General features: G+C 58.6%; 25 protein-coding genes and 1 pseudogene. 9 read left to right on the plus strand and 17 right to left on the minus strand.

Going from position 1 to position 25,318, the window contains the following annotated elements:
- From AC0TOF_RS08605 to trbB, 3 genes are read right to left on the minus strand one after another with little or no spacing between them, the layout of a single operon-like run.
- Nucleotides 1–282, minus strand: a complete 282-nt coding sequence (locus tag AC0TOF_RS08605) for a VirB3 family type IV secretion system protein (protein WP_151572716.1) — start codon at nt 280–282, stop codon at nt 1–3.
- Complete coding sequence (locus AC0TOF_RS08610; RefSeq protein ID WP_151572718.1) at nt 282–614, minus strand: TrbC/VirB2 family type IV secretion system protein; 333 nt, start codon at nt 612–614, stop codon at nt 282–284. Before AC0TOF_RS08610 ends, AC0TOF_RS08605 begins: the two co-directional genes overlap by 1 nt.
- Entirely contained in the window at nt 611–1,591 is a 981-nt protein-coding gene (gene trbB / locus AC0TOF_RS08615; RefSeq protein ID WP_473768112.1) for a P-type conjugative transfer ATPase TrbB, read from the minus strand. The genes AC0TOF_RS08610 and trbB overlap by 4 nt, the downstream gene beginning before the upstream one ends.
- Nucleotides 1,592–1,810: 219 nt before the next feature.
- On the opposite strand from trbB, the pseudogene AC0TOF_RS08620 reads away from it, so the two are divergent.
- Nucleotides 1,811–1,924, plus strand: a pseudogene (locus tag AC0TOF_RS08620) (integrase core domain-containing protein); the annotation flags it as partial.
- Between the two features lie 115 nt (nt 1,925–2,039).
- On the opposite strand, the gene AC0TOF_RS08625 reads toward AC0TOF_RS08620, so the two are convergent.
- The 8 genes from AC0TOF_RS08625 to AC0TOF_RS08660 all read right to left on the minus strand — a co-directional run bounded on the left by AC0TOF_RS08625 (nt 2,040) and on the right by AC0TOF_RS08660 (nt 11,124).
- Entirely contained in the window at nt 2,040–3,269 is a 1,230-nt protein-coding gene (locus AC0TOF_RS08625) for a M20 family metallo-hydrolase (protein ID WP_473767920.1), read from the minus strand.
- Nucleotides 3,270–3,393: 124 nt separating this feature from the next.
- The gene (locus AC0TOF_RS08630; protein ID WP_473767921.1) at nt 3,394–5,190 is read right to left on the minus strand and encodes a flavin monoamine oxidase family protein; all 1,797 of its coding nucleotides are present in this window, start codon (nt 5,188–5,190) and stop codon (nt 3,394–3,396) included.
- Nucleotides 5,191–5,274: 84 nt separating this feature from the next.
- Nucleotides 5,275–6,552, minus strand: coding sequence for an amidase (locus AC0TOF_RS08635; protein WP_473767922.1), 1,278 nt, complete (start codon nt 6,550–6,552; stop codon nt 5,275–5,277).
- A 61-nt stretch (nt 6,553–6,613) separates the two neighbouring features.
- The gene (locus AC0TOF_RS08640; RefSeq protein ID WP_473767923.1) at nt 6,614–7,807 is read right to left on the minus strand and encodes a substrate-binding protein; all 1,194 of its coding nucleotides are present in this window, start codon (nt 7,805–7,807) and stop codon (nt 6,614–6,616) included.
- Nucleotides 7,808–7,858: 51 nt separating this feature from the next.
- The gene (gene urtE / locus AC0TOF_RS08645) at nt 7,859–8,560 is read right to left on the minus strand and encodes an urea ABC transporter ATP-binding subunit UrtE (protein WP_210250354.1); all 702 of its coding nucleotides are present in this window, start codon (nt 8,558–8,560) and stop codon (nt 7,859–7,861) included.
- Nucleotides 8,557–9,264 carry an ATP-binding cassette domain-containing protein gene (locus AC0TOF_RS08650; RefSeq protein ID WP_151572732.1) on the minus strand — a complete coding sequence of 236 codons (708 nt, stop codon included), beginning with the start codon at nt 9,262–9,264 and terminating at the stop codon, nt 8,557–8,559. The genes urtE and AC0TOF_RS08650 overlap by 4 nt, the downstream gene beginning before the upstream one ends.
- Nucleotides 9,261–10,271 carry a branched-chain amino acid ABC transporter permease gene (locus tag AC0TOF_RS08655; RefSeq protein ID WP_473767924.1) on the minus strand — a complete coding sequence of 337 codons (1,011 nt, stop codon included), beginning with the start codon at nt 10,269–10,271 and terminating at the stop codon, nt 9,261–9,263. Before AC0TOF_RS08655 ends, AC0TOF_RS08650 begins: the two co-directional genes overlap by 4 nt.
- 4 nt (nt 10,272–10,275) lie before the next feature.
- Nucleotides 10,276–11,124 carry a branched-chain amino acid ABC transporter permease gene (locus AC0TOF_RS08660; RefSeq protein ID WP_151572736.1) on the minus strand — a complete coding sequence of 283 codons (849 nt, stop codon included), beginning with the start codon at nt 11,122–11,124 and terminating at the stop codon, nt 10,276–10,278.
- A 106-nt stretch (nt 11,125–11,230) separates the two neighbouring features.
- Here AC0TOF_RS08660 and AC0TOF_RS08665 point away from each other — a divergent pair, with 106 nt between their 5' ends.
- Nucleotides 11,231–12,142: a LysR family transcriptional regulator gene (locus AC0TOF_RS08665; RefSeq protein WP_473767925.1), complete on the plus strand. Its 912-nt coding sequence runs from the start codon at nt 11,231–11,233 to the stop codon at nt 12,140–12,142.
- A gap of 262 nt (nt 12,143–12,404) precedes the next feature.
- Here the strand turns inward: AC0TOF_RS08665 and AC0TOF_RS08670 are convergent, their stop codons facing one another.
- The 3 genes from AC0TOF_RS08670 to AC0TOF_RS08680 form a co-directional block, all read right to left on the minus strand.
- Nucleotides 12,405–12,953 carry an FAD-dependent oxidoreductase gene (locus AC0TOF_RS08670; protein ID WP_473767926.1) on the minus strand — a complete coding sequence of 183 codons (549 nt, stop codon included), beginning with the start codon at nt 12,951–12,953 and terminating at the stop codon, nt 12,405–12,407.
- Between the two features lie 106 nt (nt 12,954–13,059).
- Nucleotides 13,060–13,245 carry a hypothetical protein gene (locus tag AC0TOF_RS08675; protein WP_473767927.1) on the minus strand — a complete coding sequence of 62 codons (186 nt, stop codon included), beginning with the start codon at nt 13,243–13,245 and terminating at the stop codon, nt 13,060–13,062.
- Nucleotides 13,246–13,460: 215 nt separating this feature from the next.
- Nucleotides 13,461–14,357, minus strand: a complete 897-nt coding sequence (locus AC0TOF_RS08680; protein ID WP_473767928.1) for a LysR family transcriptional regulator — start codon at nt 14,355–14,357, stop codon at nt 13,461–13,463.
- Nucleotides 14,358–14,496: 139 nt separating this feature from the next.
- Between AC0TOF_RS08680 and AC0TOF_RS08685 the strand changes: the two genes are divergently transcribed.
- The 6 genes from AC0TOF_RS08685 (at nt 14,497) to AC0TOF_RS08710 (ending at nt 21,095) form a co-directional block, all read left to right on the plus strand.
- Entirely contained in the window at nt 14,497–15,270 is a 774-nt protein-coding gene (locus tag AC0TOF_RS08685) for an SDR family oxidoreductase (protein ID WP_151572758.1), read from the plus strand.
- A gap of 73 nt (nt 15,271–15,343) precedes the next feature.
- Nucleotides 15,344–16,720, plus strand: a complete 1,377-nt coding sequence (locus AC0TOF_RS08690) for an aldehyde dehydrogenase family protein (protein WP_473767929.1) — start codon at nt 15,344–15,346, stop codon at nt 16,718–16,720.
- A gap of 19 nt (nt 16,721–16,739) precedes the next feature.
- Nucleotides 16,740–17,369: a hypothetical protein gene (locus tag AC0TOF_RS08695; protein WP_473767930.1), complete on the plus strand. Its 630-nt coding sequence runs from the start codon at nt 16,740–16,742 to the stop codon at nt 17,367–17,369.
- Nucleotides 17,370–17,383: 14 nt separating this feature from the next.
- Nucleotides 17,384–19,189 carry a monovalent cation:proton antiporter-2 (CPA2) family protein gene (locus AC0TOF_RS08700; RefSeq protein ID WP_473767931.1) on the plus strand — a complete coding sequence of 602 codons (1,806 nt, stop codon included), beginning with the start codon at nt 17,384–17,386 and terminating at the stop codon, nt 19,187–19,189.
- Nucleotides 19,186–19,761 (plus strand): DUF924 family protein, encoded by a 576-nt coding sequence (locus tag AC0TOF_RS08705; RefSeq protein ID WP_473767932.1) that lies wholly within the window; start codon nt 19,186–19,188, stop codon nt 19,759–19,761. The genes AC0TOF_RS08700 and AC0TOF_RS08705 overlap by 4 nt, the downstream gene beginning before the upstream one ends.
- A gap of 83 nt (nt 19,762–19,844) precedes the next feature.
- Nucleotides 19,845–21,095: a GGDEF domain-containing protein gene (locus tag AC0TOF_RS08710; RefSeq protein WP_473767933.1), complete on the plus strand. Its 1,251-nt coding sequence runs from the start codon at nt 19,845–19,847 to the stop codon at nt 21,093–21,095.
- Between the two features lie 189 nt (nt 21,096–21,284).
- Here AC0TOF_RS08710 and AC0TOF_RS08715 read toward each other — a convergent pair whose 3' ends face one another.
- Both AC0TOF_RS08715 and AC0TOF_RS08720 read right to left on the minus strand, forming a co-directional pair.
- Nucleotides 21,285–22,430 carry an MFS transporter gene (locus AC0TOF_RS08715; RefSeq protein ID WP_473767934.1) on the minus strand — a complete coding sequence of 382 codons (1,146 nt, stop codon included), beginning with the start codon at nt 22,428–22,430 and terminating at the stop codon, nt 21,285–21,287.
- Entirely contained in the window at nt 22,427–23,779 is a 1,353-nt protein-coding gene (locus AC0TOF_RS08720; RefSeq protein WP_473767935.1) for an HdeD family acid-resistance protein, read from the minus strand. The genes AC0TOF_RS08715 and AC0TOF_RS08720 overlap by 4 nt, the downstream gene beginning before the upstream one ends.
- 176 nt (nt 23,780–23,955) lie before the next feature.
- Here AC0TOF_RS08720 and AC0TOF_RS08725 point away from each other — a divergent pair, with 176 nt between their 5' ends.
- A complete protein-coding gene (locus tag AC0TOF_RS08725; RefSeq protein WP_473767936.1) occupies nt 23,956–24,225 on the plus strand; it encodes a hypothetical protein in 270 nt (89 codons plus the stop codon).
- Nucleotides 24,226–24,318: 93 nt separating this feature from the next.
- On the opposite strand, the gene AC0TOF_RS08730 is transcribed toward AC0TOF_RS08725, so the two are convergent.
- Nucleotides 24,319–25,314, minus strand: coding sequence for a DUF4424 domain-containing protein (locus AC0TOF_RS08730; protein ID WP_473767937.1), 996 nt, complete (start codon nt 25,312–25,314; stop codon nt 24,319–24,321).
- Between the last annotated feature and the right edge of the window lie 4 nt (nt 25,315–25,318).

The following is a 25,318-nucleotide window of genomic DNA, read 5'->3' on the forward strand; positions in this document are numbered from 1 at the left end:
TCACACGGACAGATGGCCGGGCACGCGCAGATGCCGGCGCGCAACCTCGACAAAAAGAGGGTCGCGCCGGGCAGCCCACACGGCGGCAAGATGACCGACCGCCCAGATCAGAATGCCGGCAAGCCAGATCTGAAGGCCGAGACCGACGGCGCCGGCGAGCGTCCCGTTGAGGATCGCCACCGAGCGCGGCGCACCGCCGAGCAGGATCGGTTCGCTGAGGGCGCGATGGACCGGGACGGTAAATCCCGGGACCGCATCGAGCTGTTCGAGGACGGCTGCCATCAGATCAGCGCTCCCCCGCCGAAGCTGAAGAAGCTGAGGAAGAACGAGCTGGCGGCAAAGGCGATGGAGATGCCGAAAACGATCTGAATCAGACGCCGGAAGCCGCCACCGGTGTCGCCGAAGGCGAGCGTCAGGCCGGTGACGATGATGATGATCACAGCGACGATCTTGGCCACCGGTCCCTCGACAGATTCGAGGATCGATTGCAGCGGCGCTTCCCAGGGCATGGACGAGCCTGATGCATGGGCGGCGCGGGTCATCAACAGATTGACATAGGTGACGGCTACTGCCGTGGCGACATGGCGGCGAAAACGGAAGGCGTGACGGATCATTGAGAATCTCCTTCTGGATTGGTGGCAGGGAAAATGCGGTAGGCACCGTCCGGCCCGAGGCCGTCGACGCGGGCAAGTTCGGTCAGCCGGCGCGATGAACCGCGACCGGCAAGGACGGCAATGAGATCGATCGCCTCGCCGATCAGCGACCGGGGAACCGTGATGACGGCTTCCTGGATGAGCTGCTCGAGGCGGTGGAGTGCGCCAAGGGCTGAGCCGGCATGCAACGTGCCGATGCCACCCGGATGGCCCGTGCCCCAGAGCTTGAGGAGACCGAGCGCTTCCGGGCCGCGCACCTCCCCGACGATGATGCGGTCGGGCCGGAAGCGCATCGTCGCGCGCGACAGCCGGAGGAGATCGATAACCGCGTCGACGCTGCGCATCGTCACCTTGTTGTCGGCGGTGCATTGCAGCTCGCGGGTGTCCTCGATGGTGATGACACGATCCGTGCCCTTCGAGACTTCGGCGAGCAGAGCGTTGGTGAGTGTGGTTTTGCCGGTCGAAGTACCGCCTGCCACAAGGATGTTGGAGCGGTTGACGACGGCCTCGCGCAATATTGCGGCCTGGTTGGCCGTCATGATGCCCGCAGTGACGTAGTCGTCGAGCGTGAAGACGGCGACGGCGGGCTTGCGGATGGCAAAGGCCGGCGCTTCGACGACGGGAGGCAACAGGCCTTCAAATCGTTCGCCGGTCTCCGGAAGCTCCGCCGAGACGTGTGGGGCACGGGCATGAACCTCGGCGCCAACATGGTGCGCGACCAAGCGCACGATGCGTTCGCCATCGGCAGCCGACAGCCTTTCTCCCGTATCGGCCAGCCCTTCCGAAAGACGGTCGATCCAGACACGGCCATCGGGATTCAGCATGACCTCGACTACGGCAGGATCTTCGAGGAAGCGCCCGATTGCGGGCCCGAGCGCGGTGCGGAGCATTCGTGCGCCACGCTGAAAGCTGATCTGGTTGTTGTCGAAACCTGCCATCTCGTCCCCGTTTCGCCGGGGATGCAAGCGATGATCCCCGAATGGGGATGACTAAAAGAGCCACAAAACGCGGCAGTTCAACAAATTTCGGCCGACGTCGTAGCGTGGCGTGCAAATACAGGAGAACGGCGGTATGGCGTGAAAACTCTATAGCGCGAATTCCTGATCGCACGTCGAATCTGACGATCGCGTGTGTGCCTTTTTCTCTCCTGAGAGGAGGACCAGATGGAGAATTGGCGTAGAGAATACAATGAGGTTCGCCCTCACAGCGCCATCGGCAATAAGCCGCCGATATCGCCTATGAATGGCTCCGGAGCATCTCATCTGCCATGAGCCTAAGCCCGGAAAATCGTCCAGCCGGGCGGTCCAGACAAGGGAGCGCTTCAAAACCCGCCGGGCCTCTAATCTTCATTGGATGAGAGTTTAGTAGTAAGTCAAGCTAACGCTGTTAGTTTCTCGGGGCCAGATCATAGACAAGCAATGCGTTCAGCAACGTTTGCGCACCAAGCGCACATTGGCCCTTGGAGGCAAACTCGAGAGGGTTGTGGCTAAGGCCATCACGGCAAGGTATGAAGATCATTGCGGTCGGGGCTACCTTGGAAATGTTCACCGAGTCGTGACCAGCCCCGGACACGATCTCACGCATGCGGGCACCGGCCTCATTTGCCCCCGAGCGAATTGCATCAAGGCAGTCTTCATCAAAGCGAACGGCCGGACTCTCCCAGATCGAAACCAGCTGTGCGCGGTCAGGGCCGCAAATCGAGGCAATGAGGGCGCGCACTTGTTGCTCTATTTCCTCGAGCACGTCATCCTGTTCATGCCGAAGATCCAGACTCATCACCACATTGCCCGGCACGACATTTCGTGATGATGTGGGAATGCTCAATTGTCCGGTTGTTGCCAGGCCACCCATATCCTTTGCCAGCTTCTCGGCTCCAATCAGGATGCGAGCGGCGTCCGTGAGTGCGTCCACGCGCATGTTCATGGGTGTCGTTCCAGCGTGCGCCTCGCGACCGGTAATAGTAAGATCATACCATCGCATCGCTTGCACACCGGTCACAATGCCGATGTCGACGTTCTCGCGTTCAAGGACAGGCCCCTGCTCGATGTGCAGTTCAAACATGGCGGCGAATTTCTGGGTGCCTGCCGGCAGGAGGCCGCGATAGCCTATTGCCTCAATGGCTTCTGAAAATCGAATGCCGTCCGCGTCTTCCCTGCTGTCGGCAAACTGGCGATCAAAGACTCCAGCATAAACACCGGAGCCAAGCATGGCAGGAGCAAACCGCGCTCCTTCTTCATTGGTCCAATTGACGAGCATCAGGGGGCGCCGGGTTTCACAGCCGCTGTCATGCAATGTTCTCAAAACTTCCAGTCCCGCCAGGACGCCCAGTATTCCATCGAATCGTCCACCGGTCGGTTGGGTATCCAGGTGGCTTCCTACGGCGATCGGCAGGGCTTTAGTGTCCTTGCCGGGTCTCACCGCGAACATGTTGCCGACTTCATCCACAGAAACCATGCAACCGACCTTCTCACAGCTGGATCTGAACCAGTCGCGGACGCGCCGATCTTCAATCGAGAGCGTCAATCGCCGGACCCCGCCGTGCAGAGCTCCACCGAAAGATGCCGTCTCTTCGAGTGTGCTCCAGAGGCGTTCTGGGTTGATTTTCAGATTGTGCAATTATGCGATCCTCGAATAACATTCCAACTATCGGAGACAATTGTCATCTGGCCGATGATCGATCCCAAGGGCAAAGCGCTGGGGACTGATCATCGGCGGTGGTTTTCTGAGTTTTGAAATAGCCTCAGCCCGCAACCGGTTGGGGGTCGATTGGTTTGAGAGCGTCCCACTTATCCAGCGGACCAGCCTTGTTATGAGCATGCCCACCAAACGCCTTGACTACAGCATGCGCGGCATTCAACCCTGTCGTAACGGCACCTTCCGACCAACCGCCGGTCCAGGAAATATCGTCGCCGGCAAGAAAGAAATTGATCCCTCGGTTCAAATCGTGCTCGGCGAAGTGTGAATAGAGTGCCCGCTGGTATCGGTAATGACCGGGCAAGTTGTTCTTGAAGGCGCCCATGAAAAAACGCTCGGAATCCCACATTATGGTCGCCGAATCGAGTTCGCCCGAACTCTTCTTGTTGATTCGTTCGTTGATTTTGGCTAGCGGATACATCTCATCAAGTGCCAGCAAGGCAATTGCGGCACGTTCATGTTCCGTAAGCGGCAACATTTTCAGGGCGTCGTCATTCCAGGTATAGGTCAGGCATATGACTGCCTTGTCGTTCTGGTCTTTGGAGTCCCTGTAGTTCAACAGATAGGTGCCGCGCGTCACACGATCCGAGAGGGTTGTGCTCATCAGATGTTTGCCGTCGCCGTCCTTCTCCGCCCAAAACGCAGACTTTGCCGAGACGAACGTTTTCGACGACTGCATATAGTGCGTGTATTCAATGGCCTCCCACATATCCTCACTCAGAAGGGCCCGCGTTGCCTTTCCGTGGTGGGATTGATCCCGCATCATTTGCAGAACCCGGACGTGCGGCGTGTAAATCACAGCATCGAAGAGAGCGTCGTCGCCAGTTTTTTGCGCGCCGTTCGTATAGACATGGAATTTCTTCGTCTTTTCGTCATGCTCTATGCCGTGCACGACGTTGCCGAGAACGTTGTCCGACCCGAAGTACTCCTCCGCGAACTTTCGAAGGCTCATATGTTCGTAGTTGCCGTTCACATTATCCTTGAAATCTGACGGAGTTTTATCAAACAGCCTCTTCGGCAGGGTATCCACGCCATCAAAAAACAACTGATGGTTCGACTCCATGTCCGTGTAAGCGACCCGTAGGATTTCCAGGAAACAATTGACAAAGTTGGTGTTCCAGCCGCCTGACCCGAACCCGACCTGGCCAAACAATTCAATGTCATCGGCGCTCCAATTGTGATTCACCAGAACGTGGTGAAAACTTTCATTGTCATGTGATCCAACAAGCGCATTCCATATCTTCTTTATGGAAGCAGCGTTCGTTTCCGGATCCGTAAGATGTTGTTGCATCGTCTCTAAATCGTACGGCTTGTTTTTGAGGAGCGCGTCCCATTTTGCCTGGAGGTCTCCGTACTCCTTCGGCCTGGGGAATTTTTGATCCGTTACATCGTAGTATTTGTTCTTCCCCCTGTAGTTCACGAGGTTTCCAGGAGAATTTGGCGTGCCTGGATTTGGAAAATCACCCGTGCGGTCCTTCATTCCCGCCTTGCCGAAATAGTGAAACAGTGTCTTGCAGGTTGGCGGGAAACGCATTGCACCCAGTTCAGCGATCCCTCCGTTTTCCAGCTGTTTGGAATACATCCTGCCGCCAATCCGGTCGCTCGCTTCAAAAACTACGGGAGCAAATCCAGCACGGAGGAGTTCATAGCCAGCGACCAGGCCGGATATCCCCGCGCCGACAATTGCGACGCGCTTGACAGTACCCCCATTGGTGAAGAGTGCATTCCTGCCGGCCGACGTGACGAATTTTCCATAGTCGAACGGAAAATCCGGCATTGCCGCGATAACCTTGGAAGGTTCTGTAGGACCCTTTTGAATTCTGTTGGGAATATTCGCAGTCATTTCACGTCTCCTTGTTGGGTAGCAGGGATCATGGAAATCAATGTGCTGCAGAGCGCGCGCCGACGGCGCATGCACTTTTATTCATCAATCCTCCAGCGATGCGGCAAACGCGATCACGTCGTGATCGCGAAAATGGTTGCCGACGATCTGAATGCTGGCGGGAATAGCTGTTCCAGGAAGCTGCTGCCCCAGTGGCATGGCTAGCGCCGGAAATCCTGTGTAGTTGAAGATGGCGGTGTTGCGGATCAGTGCAGAAAGCACGGGCAGTTGGCGTCCGCTCCATGTCACCGAGGTCGTTCCTTGCGTGGGGGGTGGGCAAGGGAGCGTCGGAAGAACAATAAAATCCACCCGCTCTAAGCCTTGACGGATTCGATGTTCCATATCGTGCAACTCGTCCAGGGCCTGCACGAAATCATAGCCACGGACGCCCTCGGCGAATTCAATTCCACTTGCTGCGTCCGAAGGAAGCTTGGTCAACTCGTCCGGGAAGTGCTTCTTGTAATACGCTGCGGCTTCCGAGAGGCTGCCTGCGAGATGCGCCCGTATCGCCTCCTCTGGGGAGGGCAAATCGATCTGTTCCAGTGAATGGCCTCGGCGCTCCAACGAGACAAGGAAGTCTGTAAACGCCTCGGTGACTTCAATCGCTGCATCGGTCCGGTATGTTTCGGAGTATCCAACGCGAAATGGCCGTTGATGCTTGACCGGAGGGTTGTCGACACGGCTGCTCGTCATCGCGTTTATGATGAGCTGAAGATCGTCTGCACACCGCCCTATAGGACCGACATGGTCGAACGATGCTGCAAGCGGTCGGACGCCTGACGTCGGAACGAAACCTTTAGTCGGCTTGAAACCATAGACGCCACAGCAGGCCGCGGGAATGCGAACACTGCCTCCTGTGTCGGTCCCGACCGCGAAGGAGCTCCATCCGGCAGCGACAGCAGCAGCCGAGCCACCGCTCGATCCTCCGGCTATCCTTGAACGATCGATCGGATTAACGACTTCTGGCGTTCGCACGCCAAACGCACCGCTGTCCGTTCGCGCCATGCCTATGACGATTGCGTCCGCTGCGCGCAAGCGCCTGACAACCTCGGCATCAGTTGAAGCCTTGTATCCGGCGAGAATGTCGAGTCCGCCACAGCTTACCGCATCCTCGACGTCGATCAGGTCCTTGACAACGAAAGGAACCCCGGCCAGCGGCCCAAGTTGCTGGTTGTGCTTGCGTTTAAAATCGATCGCTTCGGCCTCAGCCATTGCCCTGTCTTTCAGGACATGGCTCAGGGCACTGATCTGCGTAGTTTTCTCGTCTATTTGCTTGAGGTAGGATTCGCAGAGGACGGTGGCGGAGACCCGCTGATCGGCCATGGCCGATAGCAGGTCCCTGATCGTCGTTGCGGTCCTTGTCGGACTGGCTAGCAAAATGGCCTCACAGTGCGCAGCCTGTTACGGCCGGAGCGATCATGCCGAAGTTCTCGATGATCTCGAACGTCGTATCCGCCCGGCATCGACCAACGATGCTTGCGGTGTGCATATGGTTGTTGGAGGGATCGATGTGGACCTCGCCTTCCGGCGCTTCGAAACGCGCTTCCCGGATCGCAGCGATAACCTTCCCGGTTTCTGTTGAGCCGGCAGCCTCCACAGCCTTCGCATAGAGCCAAACACCAGCGTAAGTAGATTCACCGATGGCGTTCACGACCGTATTCGCGCCGAATGCGGTCCGGTAGCTTTCGATAAAGGTCTGGCTTGCAGGAGTTTGCAGCGCCGAGAAATACGACTGATTCACGATAATGCCTTCGACCTCACTGCCGGAAAGCCCGGCGGTGAAGATTTCATCGATGCCGTTGCTGACCAGCTTCGCAGACAAGCCGTAGCCCGAATACTGCTTTATGAAACTGACCGCGTCGGCGCCGGCGAACAGGCACCACACCATGTCGGGATTGGCGGCGCGTACGCGTTCCAGAACCGGTCCGAAATCGGTCGTGCCGAAGGGAAAGAACTCCTTGCCCTTAACCTCCCCACCCGCAGACGTGGCCGCAGCCGCGATCTCGTCTGCGGTCTTCTGCGGCCACACATAATCGGACCCGAGAATATAGACGGATTTGCCGACATTTTTCGTGAGCCACGGATAGAAGGGCGCCACTGCCTGATTGGGAATCTGGCCTGTGCAGACGAGGTACGGATTGCATTCACCGCCTTCGTAATAGGTCGGATAAATGAGAAGTTTCTTTGCAGGTGTGCTGACCGTGAGGGCAGCCTGGCGCTCGAGACTTGTGATCATGCCGATAATGGCTTCGACATTGTCCTGAAAAAGCAGCTTGCGGGTCTTCTCGATTGAACCGCGCGTGGTCGTCGCATTGTCTTCGACGACATAGGAAAGACGCCGACCGCCGACGCCGCCGGCTGCATTGATCTGATCGACTGCGAGCTTGAAGCAATTAAGCTGCGTTTCGCCGAGGATCGTCTGAAGGCCGGTCATAGCCGTGCAGAAGCCGATTTTGATGTCATCCGCGGCACGAAGGATGCCGGGAAAGCCTGTGACGGCCGCAGCCGTCCCAGCGCCGATAAGAAGATTCCGCCGGGAGATACCGGTACCCGAAAGCAAAGTGCGATATTCCGTCATGCCCTTCTCCTGCTTGTTCGCCTCTGGTTAGGTTGATGTGGCGGCATGCCGTCAAAGCGACATGGCCGCCACTATGCGTGCGTCGTCCATCAACTCCTCCCTGGATAGCTCGGTCCCTATCAGACCCTTTTCGATGACGATGGCGCGGTGGGCGACCTGCCGAGCCAGGTCGATATTCTGTTCCACCACCAGCACGGCGATCCCGAGTTCGGAACTGACTGACCTCAACAACTCGCCGATCCTTTCGACGATTGAGGGCTGAATGCCCTCAGAGGGCTCGTCCAAAAGCAGAAGCTTGGGTTCGCCACAAAGCGCGCGAGCGAGCGCCAGTTGTTGCTGCTGGCCTCCCGAAAGGGAGCCACCGCGTTGCTCAAACTTCTCAATCAGGATCGGAAACCGTTCCAGTATGTCCCTTGGAATCTCCTTGACGGGCGTTCTTCTCGCACGCAGCCCGGTAAGGAGGTTTTCCCGTACGGACAGTCTGGGAAATATCCCGCGCCCCTGGGGGACGTAGCCCATACCGTGCCGCGCCCGCTGGTGGGGTGCTTCCTGAGAGACGTCCGCCCCGTCAAAGTGGATGCTTCCCGATTGGAGCGGCAGATCGCCGATCAGTGTCCTGAGCAGTGTCGTCTTCCCAACACCGTTGCGTCCCAGAAGCGCGACAACTTCACCAGAACGGACCTCAAGGGAAACCCCATGCAGGACTGGCAAAGCGCCGTATGAAGCTCGAATGTCCGTCGCCTTTAACATCATTGCCGCCCCAGATAGATGTCGCGTACAAGCTGATCGCCTTCGAGTTCCTCGACCCGACCCGACATGAGCAGCTTGCCCTGGTGCATTACATGCGTGAGGCCACCCAGATCGCGTACGAAACGCATGTCGTGCTCGATCGCCAGGATCGTCACCTTACTGGACAGGGTTTTCAGCAGTGCCGCCGTCCGGGCCGTCTCCGTTGGCGTCATGCCGGCGGTCGGCTCATCGAGCAGCAACAGTATGGGCTCGATCATCATTGCCATGCCGATCTCAAGCCACTGCTTCTGGCCGTGTGCCAACAGCCCCGCTATGCGGTGGCGGTCAGCGGCGAGGTCGAGCGTGTCGAGCAGCGCTCCCACCCGTTCCCGTGCCGACGAATCGGTGGCGGACGCAGCGACGAGAAGATTGTCTTCCACGGAGAGAGACGAGAAGACACTTGGCACTTGGAATTTTCGGGAAATCCCGATGCGTGCGAAGCGATGCAGTGGCAGCTTGGTGATGTCGTCTCCGCGAAACAGTATCTGGCCCGACGTAGCTGGCAGCGCTCCGCAGAGAACGTTGAACAGGGTGCTCTTGCCAGCCCCGTTCGGGCCGATGATGCAGTTGATCGTGGAGGGCTCCACGGCGATCGAAACGTCATCGACCGCTTTGACGCCGCCGAAGCTCTTCATGATGTTTCTGGCTTCGAGAATTGGACCGTTCATTGTGCGGCCCTCGCAGGCTTGGACAAACGGTTTTTGGCCGACCCGAGGATGGAAACCGCAAGACCAACGATACCGCGCGGAAATATGAAGACGGCGCCGACGAAGAGACAGCCCAAAACGAGCGGCCAGAGCTGATAGCTGACGGAACTCAGCCAGTTCTCGAGCGCCAGCACGAGCACTGCGCCAATCACAGGACCGGACAACGTTCCCCTGCCACCGATGGCCACCCAGATAACCACCTGTGTCGAGAAGGAAAGGCCAACTGTATCCGGGGCAACGAAGCCCGCTCCAGAGGCATAGAGCGCACCTGCCAGGGCTGCGCAGACAGCTGAAGCGATGAACACGAACAGCAGGTACGCGGGCGTATTGTTGCCGAGTGCTGCGGCGCGAAGCTCGTTGTCGAGGATAGCGTTGAGGACAAGCCCGCGCCGGGAAGTCTTCAGGAAATAGAGGAAGCCGGTGATTGCAACAGCCGCGGCCAGGACGACATAATAGTAGACTGTTCCCTGCAGGAAAAACGGGCCGTCTCCCCCCGGCAGGGCGAGTGTCATCGAGCCGATGATCCCGGTATTTCCGCCCGTCACCCTGGGAAAGCCGAGAACAAGCTGCTCGAAGATAACGGCGAGGGCCAGTGTGACAATGGTGAAATACGCACCACGCACACCGCCGAACAACAGGAAGTAACCGATCAGGGCGCTGACCAGCGCGGCGGCAGCCAGCCCCGCCACAACGCCGAGCCAGGGTCCGGCAAGAGGGCCCAAAGCCGTTGAGCCTATCGCTACCGCGTAGGTGCCCAGCCCGAAGAACGTGGCGTGGCCAAAGCTCAACAATCCGGCCTGCGACCATATGAGGTTGAGCGCCATCGCGAAGATTGCAAAACAGATCAGGTCGCGCAGGAACTGGAGCCGGTACTCGCCAACGAGCAGAGGTGCTACGAGACAGGCGCCCAGAAGCAGGGCCACCACACAAAGATCGGTTTTCGGAGAGAGGTTTGCGGTTTCGTTCATTGGGTTACTCGCTGAAGATGCCGGTTGGCCGGTAGCGGACGAGCATGATCGCGAGGCCCAACACCAATGCTTGCGCGAGAGACGCGCTGATTACGTAATTGAAGACCGTCTCCAGCCCGCCAATTACGGCACTGCCTGCCGCGACACCTGCGACGCTTCCGACACCTCCAACGATGACGACGAAGAACGACTTGGCGAGGTAGTTGACGCCCATCTGGGCAATCACAACCGCCATCGGAGCCAGCAATGCCCCGGCGATAGCCGCGAGCGCGGCTCCGATTATGAATGCGCTCATGTAGATACGGCGGGTGTCGATACCGAGCGCCTCGGCCATTTGCCGGTTCTGCAGCACCGCACGCAGGTCGGTTCCATAGTTCGTATAGCGAACGACTGCCCAGCAACCGGTGATGATCGAAAGCGACAAGCCGATCAAGAGGAAGCGGTAGATGGGGTAGCCAATGCCCGCAAACTGGATACTGCCGGAAATTGGAGCTTGGGCCGGCAGAGGGGCAGCCCCGAAAATTAACTGGAGGAGCTGCTGAATGATAAGGCTAAGACCCCATGTAGCGAGAATGGCCGACACAGGCCGTTCATAGAGTCGTTTGAGGACACCCCATTCGACCAGAAAGCCGACCGTTGCGCCCACCAATGGCGCCACAATGAACCCGATCCAGAAACTACCACCCGCCAGTTGAACAGCGGCAACCGAATAAGCACCGATCGTGACGAACTCGCCATGGGCGAGATTGATCACGCCGATCAGGCCATAGATGACCGCCAAACCGATGGCGATCAACATCAGGATGCTGACAAGTGTCAGGCCGTTCAGCAGTAAGCTGACAACAATCTCCATGCTATTGTTCCCCTTGCCCATTTTTTGAGCTTTTTTGCATCTTGCCTTATATGAAGGCGCAGGGATATTCTAAATTTCTGACATTCACTTCAGGATTTATTGATGTATGGGCCGAACAATCAATCTGCTGCATGACGTCGACATGAGGCTCATCCGGACCTTTATGACTGTGGTCCGGTGCGGGGGCTTTGCCGCTGCACAGGCTGCACTCAATGTCAGCCAGTCCAACATCAGCATGCAGATTAAGGACCTTGAAGTTCGACTCGGCGTGCGCCTCTGCCATCGCGGCCGACGCGGTTTTTGGCTCACCGAAGAAGGTAAGGATATCTATGCCGCTTCAGAGCAGCTGACAGCTGCGATTGGCGAGTTTCGCGCCCGAACGGATGCCGTACGCGGCGGCCTCACCGGTCGCATCCATATATCTGTTATCGACAATTCGATCTTTTGTGAGGACTTCCGGCTGAAGGAGACGGTTGCGTCCTACCGCGATAATACCAGGGCCATGGAGATCGAGATCGATGTGCTCACGCCGAACGCAGTCGAGCAGTCCATCCTCGATGGCAGCCGGGATATCGGCATAGGTTTCTTCATCGCCCGCAGACAGATGCTCGATTATCATCCTCTGTTCGAGTCAGACATCCACCTGTATTGCGGTACGGGGCACCCGCTATTCGACCAGGTTGAAAACGCGGCGGAAGAAAAGGTTACCGCTGCCATACACGCGGCTCGTGGATACGTTACTCAAGCGCAATTGCCCGTATTCGAGCGAAGGCTGGAGGTCGGGGCCTCATCCGCATCTGTGGAAGGATTGGCGACGCTTATCCTTTCAGGCGTCTACACTGCCTATCTTCCGGAGCACTATGCACGTTTTTGGGTTCAGTCCGGTCAAATGCGGGCCATTCGGCCGGACCTGTTTTCATATAGATCAAGCTATGAAGCGATAACGCTTAAAGGTATGGCGAGGACGCGTGCAAAGACCGAGTTTCTCGCGCGACTTCTTCAGCAACATCAAAAATAGCTCATCCTCCTCAACAATCTCCGAATTTCCGCTTCGAGGTACCGATCCTTCGATAAGTGGAGCTTTGAGGAAGTTCCTGATGAGAAAACATACCCACAAGCCGAAGACGCACACTGAGGGAACCGGTGTCGTTCCGGCAAAAGCCGCATAGCCGGATTCATCAGCCGGTCGCGCCTGCTGGCGCAACCGGCTTCTCATGTCGCGGGCGCTGGTTTAGGTTTTTTAACCTGACGGTCGATTCCAGTTCAATCCGCCCAACAAATCATGTGCTTGGGTTCCATTTTGTGTCGTACAGGGGATAGTCCCTCTCGAAATTGAAATTCTTGTTCTGGAACTCGCCGCCTGAATTAACGACAACATGCATCACCGCGTCGAGCGCCATTCTCAATGAAGGCTCGGTCCAGCCGCCGTCGACAGAGAATCCTTCGCCGGACAGATAGAGACCGGACTTCGCACTGTATTCCTGATTGTATGCGAGAAGTCCTTGCGTTTCCGCCCATGCACCGGGCCGATAGAGCTTTGCGCATCCCTGTATAAACCGTTCCTTCTCCCAATGCACGATAACGGGCTGACTTTTGTCGACATAGCTGGAGATCGATTTCTTGATGTTGGTACAGCGAAGTAGAATGCGATCGACTTCCTTCAAGCAGCGTTCGACGAGCTCTTTATTGTCGTACAACCCAAGCTTCGTCGCGTCATCCTCCCAAGTGTAGCTCACGAGTAGGACGCCGTCTTCTTTATATTTATCTGTCGATTTGCCTGCCACCGGCGCGCCCCTCCGCCGCTCAGCCTTCAGCTTGCCCGCCAGCACGGCAAACAGAGGATCATGGCGAGAGCATCATGGTCGTTAACATCCTCACAGCCCAGCGCTAGGCCGAACAGACGCTGGCCAACCAGCGTCTTCACCGAATGTTCGATCAAGTCCGGATCGCACCGATCCACAAAGCAGGCGGGCGCTCAACCAGCCTCAGGCTTCGATCCGTCGATCCCAGCAGCAACGCCCCAGCGTCCGAGGTGATAGCACCCCCGTCGAAACCGGCCACAACTTTATGGCCTTCGACAGGCTCGAAATCGAATCGCTCCGTGTTACGCTCTGTCGGCATCGAGGAACTCCTGAGAGGCAGCTTAACTCTTTGTTACAAAAGAATTTTTACTGATTCTCAGCCTCGATGCACCTGATTTCTGTGAGATATGCAGGCTAGTTGTCTGATGGTTCGTGCTTGGGTGGCGAGCACCCATTAGAGATCTGGGATGGGCTGAAATACCAGGCCGCATCCGGTTGGAATGGAGCAACCACTCTGAGCGCTTTGATCTCGGCTCACCGCAGCTCTCGCTTCAACAGCGCCTCTAGCCACTCAGCAAATACCTGAAGCCTCCGCGAAAGGTGCTGACGATGTGGGTAGAGTAGCGTCATTGGCATCGGTTCGGCGCGGTGAATGGGCATTACTTCCAGGAGTTCGCCCGCTTCGATGTGACGCCTGACGTCATAGGCCGGGATCTGGATCAGGCCGAGGCCGGCCAGACAACAGGCGATATAGGCCTCGGCGCTGTTGACGGTGACGCGACTGCGCATCGGCGTAGTCTGCAATGCTCCTCCCTGGACCCATTCCCATGCTTCAACGCGTCCGCTCGATGGCGATGCGTAGTTGACCGCCAGGTGGCCCTGCAAATCGTCAGGCGATCCGGGTATCCCATGTCGTTTGAGATAGCCAGGGCTCGCCACATTGATAAGTCGGAGTTCCCCAATCGAACGGGCGATCAGACCGGAATCTGCGAGTGGCCCCACCCGCAGAACGCAGTCGACACTCTCCCCGACAAGATTTACGGCCCGATCGGTGACCCCAAGATCGATATCTATCTCCGGATATTGGTCCAGGAAGGCTGGCAACGCAGGCGCAATGATGAGACGCCCGATGCGGCCTGGGACGTCGACCCGCAACTTGCCTGCCGGCGTCGCGGATTGCCGGAAAATGTTCTCTGTGTCCTCGACGTCGGCGATCAGGCGCAGGCAGCGCTCATAGAAAGCGGACCCGTCCTGTGTCGGCGAGACTACTCTTGTCGTTCTATGTAGAAGTCTCGCCCCGATCCGAGCTTCGAGCTCCAGCACCGCGGCCGACACCGAGGATCGCGGCATGCCAAGACTATCGGCTGCACGCGTGAAGCTCGAGCATTCGACGACACGGGTAAAGATGCGAAACAGATCAATGCGGTCCAAGTGAGAATACCTCTATTGTCCAGAAATGCCGACAAGTGATGTCAGGGCGATCGACTTTATAGGATAATCATAGACGATATTATATGCTCTCGAAAGCGGCGGCATGACGCGGTCGCATACAGGCAAGGAGACTGACGCCATGACCGATCACAGCATCAAAGGTAAAACCGTGATTATCGCCGGAGGGGCGAAAAACCTCGGCGGCCTGATCGCCCGCGATTTGGCCGCGCAGGGCGCCAAGGCTGTCGTGATTCACTACAATAGTGCAGCAACGAAGGCAGATGCCGATGCAACGGTTGCCGCTGTCAAGGCTGCCGGAGCTGAGGCAGTCGCAATCCAGGCCGATCTCACGACGGCCGGCGCGATGGAAAAGCTCTTTACCGACGCGGTCGCCGCTGTCGGCAAGCCTGACATCGCCATCAACACCGTCGGCAAAGTGCTGAAGAAGCCGATCGTCGAAATCTCGGAAGCCGAATACGACGAAATGAGCGCCGTTAACGCCAAGTCGGCCTTCTTCTTCCTCAAGGAGGCTGGCAAGCACCTCAACGACAACGGCAAGATCTGCACGTTGGTAACCTCGCTGCTCGGCGCATACACCCCGTTCTATGCCGCCTACGCCGGCACCAAGGCCCCGGTCGAGCATTTCACACGCGCAGCCTCCAAGGAATTCGGCGATCGCGGCATCTCGGTAACCGCGATCGGTCCCGGTCCGATGGACACCCCCTTCTTCTATCCAGCCGAGGGCGCGGATGCGGTCGCCTATCACAAGACGGCGGCGGCCTTGTCGAAGTTCTCCAAGACCGGCCTCACCGATATCGAGGACATCGTTCCCTATATCCGCTTCCTCGTCTCGGACGGCTGGTGGATGACCGGTCAGACTATCCTCGTCAACGGCGGCTACACCACTAAATGATGCTGCAGCACCCCGGCAAGCCTGACATTGCCAGGGTGCTTCTCATCTCGTCGGAAATTGAAGGGAGGTCGCGATGACCAATCCGTTCCAGTCCGTGCTCGACGCTCAGCGCGAACATTTCCTGAGCGATGCGACCAAAAGCTATGAATGGCGCATCGACCAGCTCGATCGCATGGAGCGGATGCTCACAGAGAACAAGGATGCGCTCTGCGCCGCGCTTCACGAGGATTTCGGCAAGCCGCCCTTCGAGCAACTGTTCGAGATCACCGTGCCGATGGGCGTGATCCGCTATTACCGCGAAAACCTGAAGGCCCTGATGACGCCCGAGCCGGTGAAGATTCCAGACGGCCTCGAAGCGACCGGCAATCGCGGCATCATCTACAAGGAGCCCTACGGCGTCACGCTGGTGATCGGGCCATTCAATGCACCGATCCTGCTGCTGCTCGACCCGGCGATCGCGGCGCTTGCCGCCGGCAACACAGTGATCCTCAAGCCCGCCAACACCACGCCGCGCACCGCCGCGCTGCTGGCCGATCTGGTGCCGCGCTATTTCGCGCCCGAGAACGTCGCCATCGTCACAGGCGGGCGCGAACAGATCTCGGCGCTGCTGGAGCTGCCGTTCGACTTCATCTCCTTCACCGGCTCCTCGGCCGTCGGAAAGGTGGTGATGCGCGCCGCCGCCGAGCATCTGACGCCGGTCCTGCTCGAACTCGGCGGACAGAACCCGACCATTGTCGATGCGACCGCTAATCTCGACATCGCCGCCGACCGCATCGCCTGGGGGCACAACGCGATCTCCGGCCAATGGTGCATCGCGCCGGGCTATGTCTGCGTGCATGAAAGCGTCGCCGACAGCTTTATCGCCAAGCTCAAGGCGGCGATCGTGAAGATGTATGGCGACGATCCGAGCCGAAGCCCGGATTTCGCGCGGATGATCAGCACGCATGATGCGGAGCGGGTCGCCTCCTACATCCTGCCCGAAAAGGTCGTGCATGGCGGGCGCTTCGATGTCGAGGCGCGCTATGTCGAGCCGACCATTCTTTATCCCTCTACCTGGGACGATCCGGCCCTGCAGCAGGAGGTGTTCGGTCCGGTGCTGCCGGTGATGCCTTATTGCGACCTCAAGGAGATCGTGACCCTCGTCAAGCGCAAACCGAAACCGCTCGCGGCCTACATCTTCAGCAAGGACCAGGCGACGATCGACTATGTGCTCGGATCGCTTTCGTTCGGCGGCGGCTGCATCAACCAGACCAACCTGCATTGCTGGATCGACAGCCTGCCCTTCGGCGGCGTCGGGAACAGCGGCATGGGCAAATATTACGGCAAGGCCGGCTTCGACGCGCTCAGCAACACCAAGGCCATGCTGATCGGCAATCCTGATGTCGAGCTGGATGTGTTCCCGCCCTATGCGGGCAAGGACATCGCGAAGAATCTGAGCGTGTTTTCCTGAGGAGGATCGATCGATGCACATGGCAATGGTGATTGGCGGAGGCATCGTCCTGTTCGGCCTGTTTCTTCTGTTCGGAAAGCTCTGGGGCGGTGATCTCTCCGGTGTCGCCGCCGGGGCAAAGTTTTTTATTCCGGTCTGGTTTGCCATCGCTCTGACGAATCTGTGGGTTGGCGTCACCCGGGCCGGCTATACAGTGGCTCAGGAATTGCCGATCCTTCTCATCGTCTTTGCGGTCCCCGCGATCGTGTCGGCGGTTACCGCATGGCAACTCGCGGGAACCGCCCCGCCGTATTTGCCTCCTCACCAACAAGAGAGAACAACCATGTCGGTCACTCTTCCGCCAGCCCTTCAATCTGCCGTCTATGCGATAAACGCAGGCGACGAAGATGCCTTCGTTGCCGCCTTTTCTCCCGTCGGCATCATCAATGACTGGGGACGCACCCTCACGGGAACCGATGGAGTGCGGTCGTGGGCACGTTCGGATGCGATCGGTGCTCAGGCCCGAATGACAGTCCTTGAAGCGGCTACCACGGCCAATACGACGCACATCGTGTTCGACTGGCAGAGCCGTGTCTTCAATGGCCGCAGCGAGGCCTATGTGACCATCCTGGACGGACTGATTACAGAATTCCGCATTCCATCGAAATAAGAGAAAGCCAGATCATGGCCGCTGAAACTGTTACCCAGGCTGCAGAAGCGGCCCATCATGGCGGCGTCGACCTGATCGCCGTCGTCGTTCTGCTCGCGGCCGCAGTCGTTGCTGTACCACTGTTCCGCCGCGCGGGGCTCGGCTCGGTCCTAGGCTACCTCGCAGCAGGACTTGCAATTGGCCCGTTCGGCCTCGGCTTCTTCCACGACGCGCAATCGATCATCCACGTTGCTGAACTTGGCGTCGTGCTCTTCCTGTTCATCATCGGCCTGGAGATGCAGCCTTCGCGCCTGTGGGCCATGCGCGGCGAGATCTTCGGGCTCGGCCTCCTGCAGGTGGGCCTCGCCATCGCGGTACTAGTCTGGGTCGGCATCGCGCTCGGCTATCCGACGGCGGCAAGCTTCGTCGCCGGCACAGGCTTCGTGCTGACCTCGACCGCCATTGTGATGCAGATGCTGGAGGAACGCGGCGTGATGGGACTGCCGAAAGGGCGCCGGATCATCGCGATTCTGCTGCTGGAAGACCTCGCTATCGTGCCGCTGCTGGCACTGGTCGCCTTCCTCGCGCCGGGCGGGGCCGAGGCGACCCTGGCCGATCGTCTCACGGGCGTTGCCATCGGGCTTGCGGCAATCGCGGCGCTGGTGCTGGCCGGACGTTATCTGCTCGATCCGATGTTCCGCCTGCTGGCCCGGTTCGGCGCCCGCGAGGTAATGACGGCGGCGGCACTTCTGGTCGTGCTCGGCGCGGCGGTGCTCATGCAGGTCGGCGGACTGTCCATGGCGATGGGCGCATTCCTTGCCGGTGTGCTCCTATCGGAGTCCTCCTTCCGCCACCAGCTAGAAGCCGATGTCGAGCCTTTCCGCGGACTGCTGCTCGGCCTGTTTTTCCTCGGCGTCGGCATGGCGCTCGATCTGAACATCATTGCCGCGAACTGGACCGTCATCGCGATCTCGGTGCCGGCTTTCATGTTCCTCAAGATGGTTGTGATCTACGGTGTCGCGCGTTTTCTGAAGGCAGACAACCGGGAAGCGATCGAGCGTACGGTGCTGATGGCGCAGGGCGGCGAGTTCGCCTTCGTGCTCTATTCCACCGCCATGCAGTTCGGCATCCTGACACCCGAATGGAACGCCAACCTGACGGCAATCATCATTATCTCCATGGTGCTGACGCCGCTGATGGTTATCGTGCACGACCGGCTGCTCCCGAAGCCGGTGCAGTCCATGGATGGCGTGGATATCGCCGAAGGCCTTTCCGGGAGTGTCCTGCTGATTGGCTTCGGGCGCTTCGGGCAGATCGTCAGCCAGCCACTTCTGGCGCGTGGGCATTCGATCTCGATCATCGAGACGAGCACCGAGGCGATCCGCGATGCCGAAGATTTCGGCTTTAAGGTCTATTATGGCGACGGATCGCGCCTCGACATCCTTCATGCAGCAGGAGCGGAAAACGCGAAAGCGATCGTCGTTGCAGTCAATGACGCGAAGGCGGCAAGCACCATCGCCGAACTCGCCCGGCACGAGTTTCCACTGGTGCCAGTCCTGGCGCGCTCGATAGATCGCGAGCATGCCATCGAATTGGTCCATGCCGGGGTCGACTATCAGGTCCGCGAGACCTTCGAATCCGCCCTCAGGCTGGGCGAGCGGGTGCTGGTCGTGCTCGGCGACGAGCCGGAAGCCGCCACTGAGCTGATGGCCGGCATCCGCAGGCGCGATGCGGAGCGCTTCGAGATCGAAACGGTCGGAGGCATCTATGCCGGCCGCGATCTGATCCATGGTAATGCTCCCGGCACAAGCCGACCTGCGCAGCCGGAGGCTTCGTCATGATCGCGATGCTGGGAACGCGGCGGCGCCGAGACGACGGGCTGATTCCAGATGTTGTCGGCTTCTGGAAGGATGCCGGCCAGGAAGGTCGATGGTTCGACAAGGACAAAGACTTTGACCGCAGGTTTAGGGAGCGCTTCTTGAACCTCCACATGGCGGTCGCCGAACGGCGGCATGACGGCTGGATCGAAACGCCGGAGGGTGCACTGGCGCTGCTTATCCTCACCGACCAGTTCCCGCGCAACGCCTTCCGCGGCACGGGCCACATGTACGCCACGGACCCGCTGGCCCGAAACTATGCCCGACAGGCGCAGGCGGTCGGGCATATGGAGCGTGTCGAGCCTGAACTGCGCCTTTTCTTCTGCTTGCCCTTCGCCCATTCGGAAGATGTCGCTGACCAGGACGTCTCGGTGGCGCTCAATGCAAGGCTCGGCGAGCCGTGGCACTCTCATGCCGAGGGCCATCGCGATATTGTCCGTCGTTTTGGGCGATTTCCGCACCGCAATCCTATGTTGGGGCGCGAGACAACCGCCGAGGAAGCCTCCTTCCTGCGCGAAGGAGGCTTTAGAGGATAGAGGCGCGGCGGTTCAACAAGGTGGGAACCAATAAACGGGAGGACAGGCAGAAACGAGATTGCGGTTGGGGGCTTATTGACGACATGTCGGGTTTTCTTGTGCTGCTGACGCAGGCAGTCATCTATTTCGCCGCGATGGCGGCCATTTTTCACTATCGAGCGGCAATAGGGATCGGGATCTTCTATTCCGTCCTCGGGGCCATGCACTTCCTCGAGACCTACCTGGCGGCGGTCTTCTTCATCGAACTGCCGTTCGGGCTGATCTCACCCGGCTCTACCGTGATGTTTGCGGGCAAACTCGCCTTCTTCCTGCTGCTCTACATCAAGGAAGATGCTGAGAGCATGCGCCAACCCGTCTATGGGTTGCTGCTCGGCAACATCCTCATGGTGGTGCTGGCGGTGATCCTGCGTGCCTACAGCGGTACCGTCAGCTTGCCGGGCTATAACGTGGATCTGCCCTTCCTCGACCAGATCGGCTTCCTTATGGTCTGGGGCACGGTACTGCTCTTTGTCGACCTGATCGCCATGGTGATCATCTACGAACGGCTTGGCGCAATGGTGACAAACACCGTTCCGGGCAGGATCTTTATCAGTCTGGCCGTCGTACTAAGCCTTGATCAGGTTTTCTTCTATGTCGGTTTGAACCTTCTGTCCGGGGTGCCGGTCTCGGCCTTTTATGGCGGTTGGATCGCTAAGATCGGCGCGGCGGGCTTCTTCAGCATGATGCTCACGCTTTACCTGCGCATCATCGAGAAAAGCACGCCCCGCAGCCGCCCACAGAAAGCCGGCGACATCTTCGACCGCCTGACCTACCGCCATCGCTACGAAAAGCTTGTCGAACGGATCGGCCGGGACGCCCTTACCGGGCTGAAGGATCGGGGACAGTTCGATGCCAAAGGCCCGGCCATGTTGAAGGCGGCCTCGCGTTCGAAGCTTTCGGTGAGCCTCATGATGATCGACATCGATCACTTCAAGGCGATCAACGATACGCACGGACACCCGACGGGAGACCGTGTGATACAGACGGTGGCCGACATCATCGCGCGGACGAAACGCGAAGGAGACAAGCTATTCCGCTATGGTGGTGAGGAGTTCGCGCTGCTTTGCCCGGAAACACCGCCGGGCGCCATGGCGCTTGCCGAGCGTATCCGCGCCGCCGTGGCAGGCTCTCCAAATCCCGGCCTGGACCTCGAGGTTACGATCAGCATTGGCATTGCAACCTTTCCGAGGGATGCGAAGGATTTCCGGGAACTGCTCACGCGGGCGGATGCCGCGCTCTACCAGGCCAAAGCTCTGGGGCGAAACAGGGTCGTGGGCCGTCCAGATTTTGTATGAGATCACAAATCAAGGTGTCGACAGATGTTCCGAAAGTGTGAATCTATTGAAGGACGGCTCGCACCACCAAGAGTTTCACGGGCAGGAATTGAAGTTCATGCTTCACCGACAGCATTTTCGGCAGCGGTAAGTGTTTTTCACGAGCCCCTCCCGCAATAGTCCACAACGGCGCATAACTGTTAAGCTCGACTAGCGGACGGAAACCCGGCTCCGGATCGGCATGAAGATCGAAGCCAGGCCAAAAATGCCGCAGGCAACGGCAGCAAAGAGCGGAAGCCCGTGCAGGGTCATCTCCATGGCAATGCCACACAGGAGCGGTCCGGCGAAGGCGCCCACTCCCCATGCTACGGAAAGCAGCGCATAGATCCCCACGAGTTCGCCCCCTTCGTAAAGATCGCCGAGCATTGCGACCGTAGTCGTGTAGATTCCGACGAACACACCGCCCCACACGAACAGAAGCGGATAGGCAAGCCAGGCATGCGCGAGCGCCAATGGCCAGAAGGCTGCTCCAACGGTCGCGACCAGTGCCAGCAACATCAGAAGTTTCGAGCGCGGCATCCGGTCCCCGAGCCAGCCAATAGGCAATTGCATGGCAATTGAGCCGATGAGAAGTACGGTTAGAAGGATCGTTGCGGATTGCTCCGGCCATCCGAGGCTCACGGCATAAATTGGCAGAAGGCTGAGTCCCGCCGCTTCCAGAGCTGCATTGAGCGCCGCAGATGCGACTGCAACGGGCACCAGCCTGAGATACCGGAATGGATTTCCGATCTCCTCGCGTTCGGACTTCGGCTCTTTCGGTTTGCCGAAAACAAGGACAATGCAGGCGGCAAATGTGACCAGTGCACCGATGACGAATGCCCAGAGTTCGTGCCGGCCCACAAGGGCGAGAATGGTGGGACCGAGGGCCGTCCCGCACGAAAGCGCGGTCATGTATATGGCAATCAGACGTCCGCGTGATGCCTCGCTTGCCAGATGGTTGAGCCAGGTTTCCGAAACGACGAACAGTGTCTCGGACACGGCGCCAAGCGCTGCCCGCAGCGGAAACCATATCCAGAGAAAGGGAGCGGCGGGGAACAGGAGAAGAATGCTGCCGGCTCCGAGAAGGGCGCTTTTCGCGAGGCGTCCAAAGCCGAACAGGCCGAACAGGCGCGGCATGAACGGGGCGGCCAGCAACACACCGACGGCATACATCGCGCCGTTCGCACCGATGAAGCTCTCGGAAAACCCCGCTTCGGCAAGCTCGAGCGCGATTAGCGGCGCACTCAGGCCATAGGTCAGACCGAAAATCGTCGCCGTTATGGTGATGACCACCGCGGTTCGAGTGTTCTGGTTCATAGCTGCCTCGCGGCAGCTTCGGCGCGCTCGTCCTGATGAGCAAATGAACGTCGCGCCTGAAGCGCCTGGCGAAGTTTCCTGCGCCAGCGGCCCTGATTGTTCTCGACCACAGCGAGTAGCAGGCGCGAATAGTCCAGCACTAGCCCCGGTGTCCAGGTCATCGCCTCCGCACGACCGCGGACAAGGCGCAGCAGCCAGAACTGCGGATTGGTTAGAAGTTTGAAGAGATCGCACCAGATGTGGCCGGTATAGCTGCTCCCTTCTAGGGCCGCATCCAGTGCCTGGATCACGGTTGTAGAGCAATTGCGCGCTGTCAGATTGTAGGTGTTGTCCTCAGAGTAGGCAGCCCAGAAACGACGCAACGCTTCCGGCTTGAAACGCCGGAACGTCACCTTCTGGTCTGGCATGCACCAATTGGCTGCCTCCCATTCCAGCGACGGATTGAACCGACCGGGCACGTCATTTTCGTGACCTGCACGAAGCAGTGCCCGAAAGTCGTCGGGGTTATGGTCGATATCGTCAGCCGGATAGTGGCTGATGTAGAGATGAGGCGGCATTTCGAGCGCCGCGTGTCCAGTCGAAATCACGCCATTCTTGTCGACCGCCGCGACATACCGGTCGATCAGCACTCTTCGCTCCGGGCTTCCGATCGCGCCGGCCGCCGTCCAGACATAGACATTGAGAATCTCATCCGCCGAACTCCAAACATCCTCGTCCAGGGGGATGACGGGGCGCGGCACGCCACCTTGCCAGTTGCGGGCGGCATAAAGCGGAAGAGCTGTTACGGACCCGCCTTCGGGAAGCTCGCGTAACGGCAGCGCCATTCGCACGATGGCGTATCCTGAGGTCAGCAGCAAAAGCGCGAAGCAGAACGGTACAGTCAGCAGATGTGGAACCGGCCATGACATCAATATGGCCACCGCGAGACACACCTCGGTCACTCCCGCAGCTATACCGACGCGCCAGCGCGAGCTGTGGACGACGAAAGCCGTAGCGATCCGGAAAAGCCCATCCACCAGGAAGGCGAAGCCGAACACGATCGCAGCCCCGATATTGCCATCCCAGGGAACATTGAACACGAGAAAGGCGGCGACAAGGAAGGCAAGCCCCCGGAACGCATCAATCCAGTGCTGTCGCACACCGACCGAAAAAGCAGCGGTGAGCTCAATCAGACCTTCAACGATGAGGAAAATGGCGAATGTGTCGAGCAGGAGGAACAGCTTGCCGTCGCTCAGATCGAACAGGATGGCAATGCCAATCAGCATCCAGGCGACGCCGGCGGTTACCAACACTTTCCAGGCGGGTTTGAGCGCCCTGGCCCCAAGAAGCAAGAATACGAGCCGTATCATAATAATCCATCCGGAGAAGCGTCCGTTCTCCTCCGGTTTCTGCTTGGAGGATTCTTATCGGCAGGGTCCTGCCGAATGGTCCGATAAATTCCAGGAATCAGAGCTTTTCCCCGGAGAAGGCCTCGACTGGCTGCGCCGGCGATGATCGAATGAGATAGCCAGCGATGTGCCCGAGAATGGAACCCGGCCCGCTATTGGGTGAAGCCTTTCGCTTTCATGCAATCCGCTACCAGCTTTTCCCTGTCCAGCTCCTGCTCTATGCCATTGGCGATACCGGCGCCGATGGCGCTCTCATAGGTCTTGTAGTGTCCGCCCGATCCGATACCGATCGTGGCGGCCTCAGCCTGGTACTTGCACTCTGCCATGGCCTGTTCGGTTTCGGATTGGGGGACGTCGCTTTTGACCCATGGCTTCTTGCTGCTGGTGCAGCCAGCCAGAAGAATTGACGCGGAAAGTAGAATTATTGAGTTTCTGATCAACACTGTAATTTGTCCCTCGATAATTGTTGTTCACCATCAAGTATAAACTGGCGACGTTGCCTATTGCCCCTCAAAAACGACGAAGCGGATGTCCTCTGTAGGTGTGAAGTCTTTTCGCCTTATCTCGAACGTCGTGGGCCCGGTCTTGTTGAGCCCGCTCATGCAAAGCGAAAGAACCGCATGCGGCTTTTCCTTGTCGATCGTCAGATGAAAATCTCCGATCGGTCCCTTCCAGTTGGCGCCGGTGGTCAACACATAGCTCAATTCGTTGGGTGCGATTCCAGCCGGCTTTTCCGGATCGGCTTTCGCCGCGGCCTGTGCCTGCTTCAGTAGATGGCGGACTCCCGCCTTGCCCTGGTCATCGAGGCAGTAACGTACATAGTCCTTGAACTGCGCTTCGTCCGAGAAAATCGAAGTGCCACCGACGATGGGCTTGTAGCGGTGGTGTATGACGACAGCTTTCCCTGCAGGGAAAGTCTGCTCCCAGTGAAAGGTCGCGCGCAGGTTCCAGTTGACGCTGAAATCGGCCGATCGATCGGACGGATCTTCCTCCTCAATAAACCCCTGAGCCACAAGCTCCCGCCAGACTTTCTCCGGCAAGGCGCGCGCCTTGTCTTCCCACCCTGGCAGTTTCGAATTGACCGGCAGGCCGGCCTTCGTGATCACGGTTGTCACATCGGCGCCGCTATCGGTGAATGCCTTCTGCTCAAGCTTGGGATGGATGGACTTTCCGTCCGCGGTCACCTGGAAGCCAACGAAGTTCTCATGATCCTCAACTGGCAGGAACACCGTTGCAAAGGCGCTCTGATCGATGTCTGGAAGGGGAAAGGCCACCGTTGTGGTGATGTCCCGGTCGCTTTCATTGCGAAAGACGTAATGTATGCGAACCTCGCTCGGCGACAGATAGAGATCCTCACTCGCCATCACGATATGGTCCGAAGTCGTCAGCGACAGCCCGCCGGCGCCGAGCACGGCACTCGTGTCGTTGGCATGGACCGGGGTGGTCACAAGCAGCAACGCGAATAGTGCTTTAGCCGGGATATGATTGGCATGCATGTTG

This window comes from Ochrobactrum sp. PL_is501, from assembly GCF_055816895.1.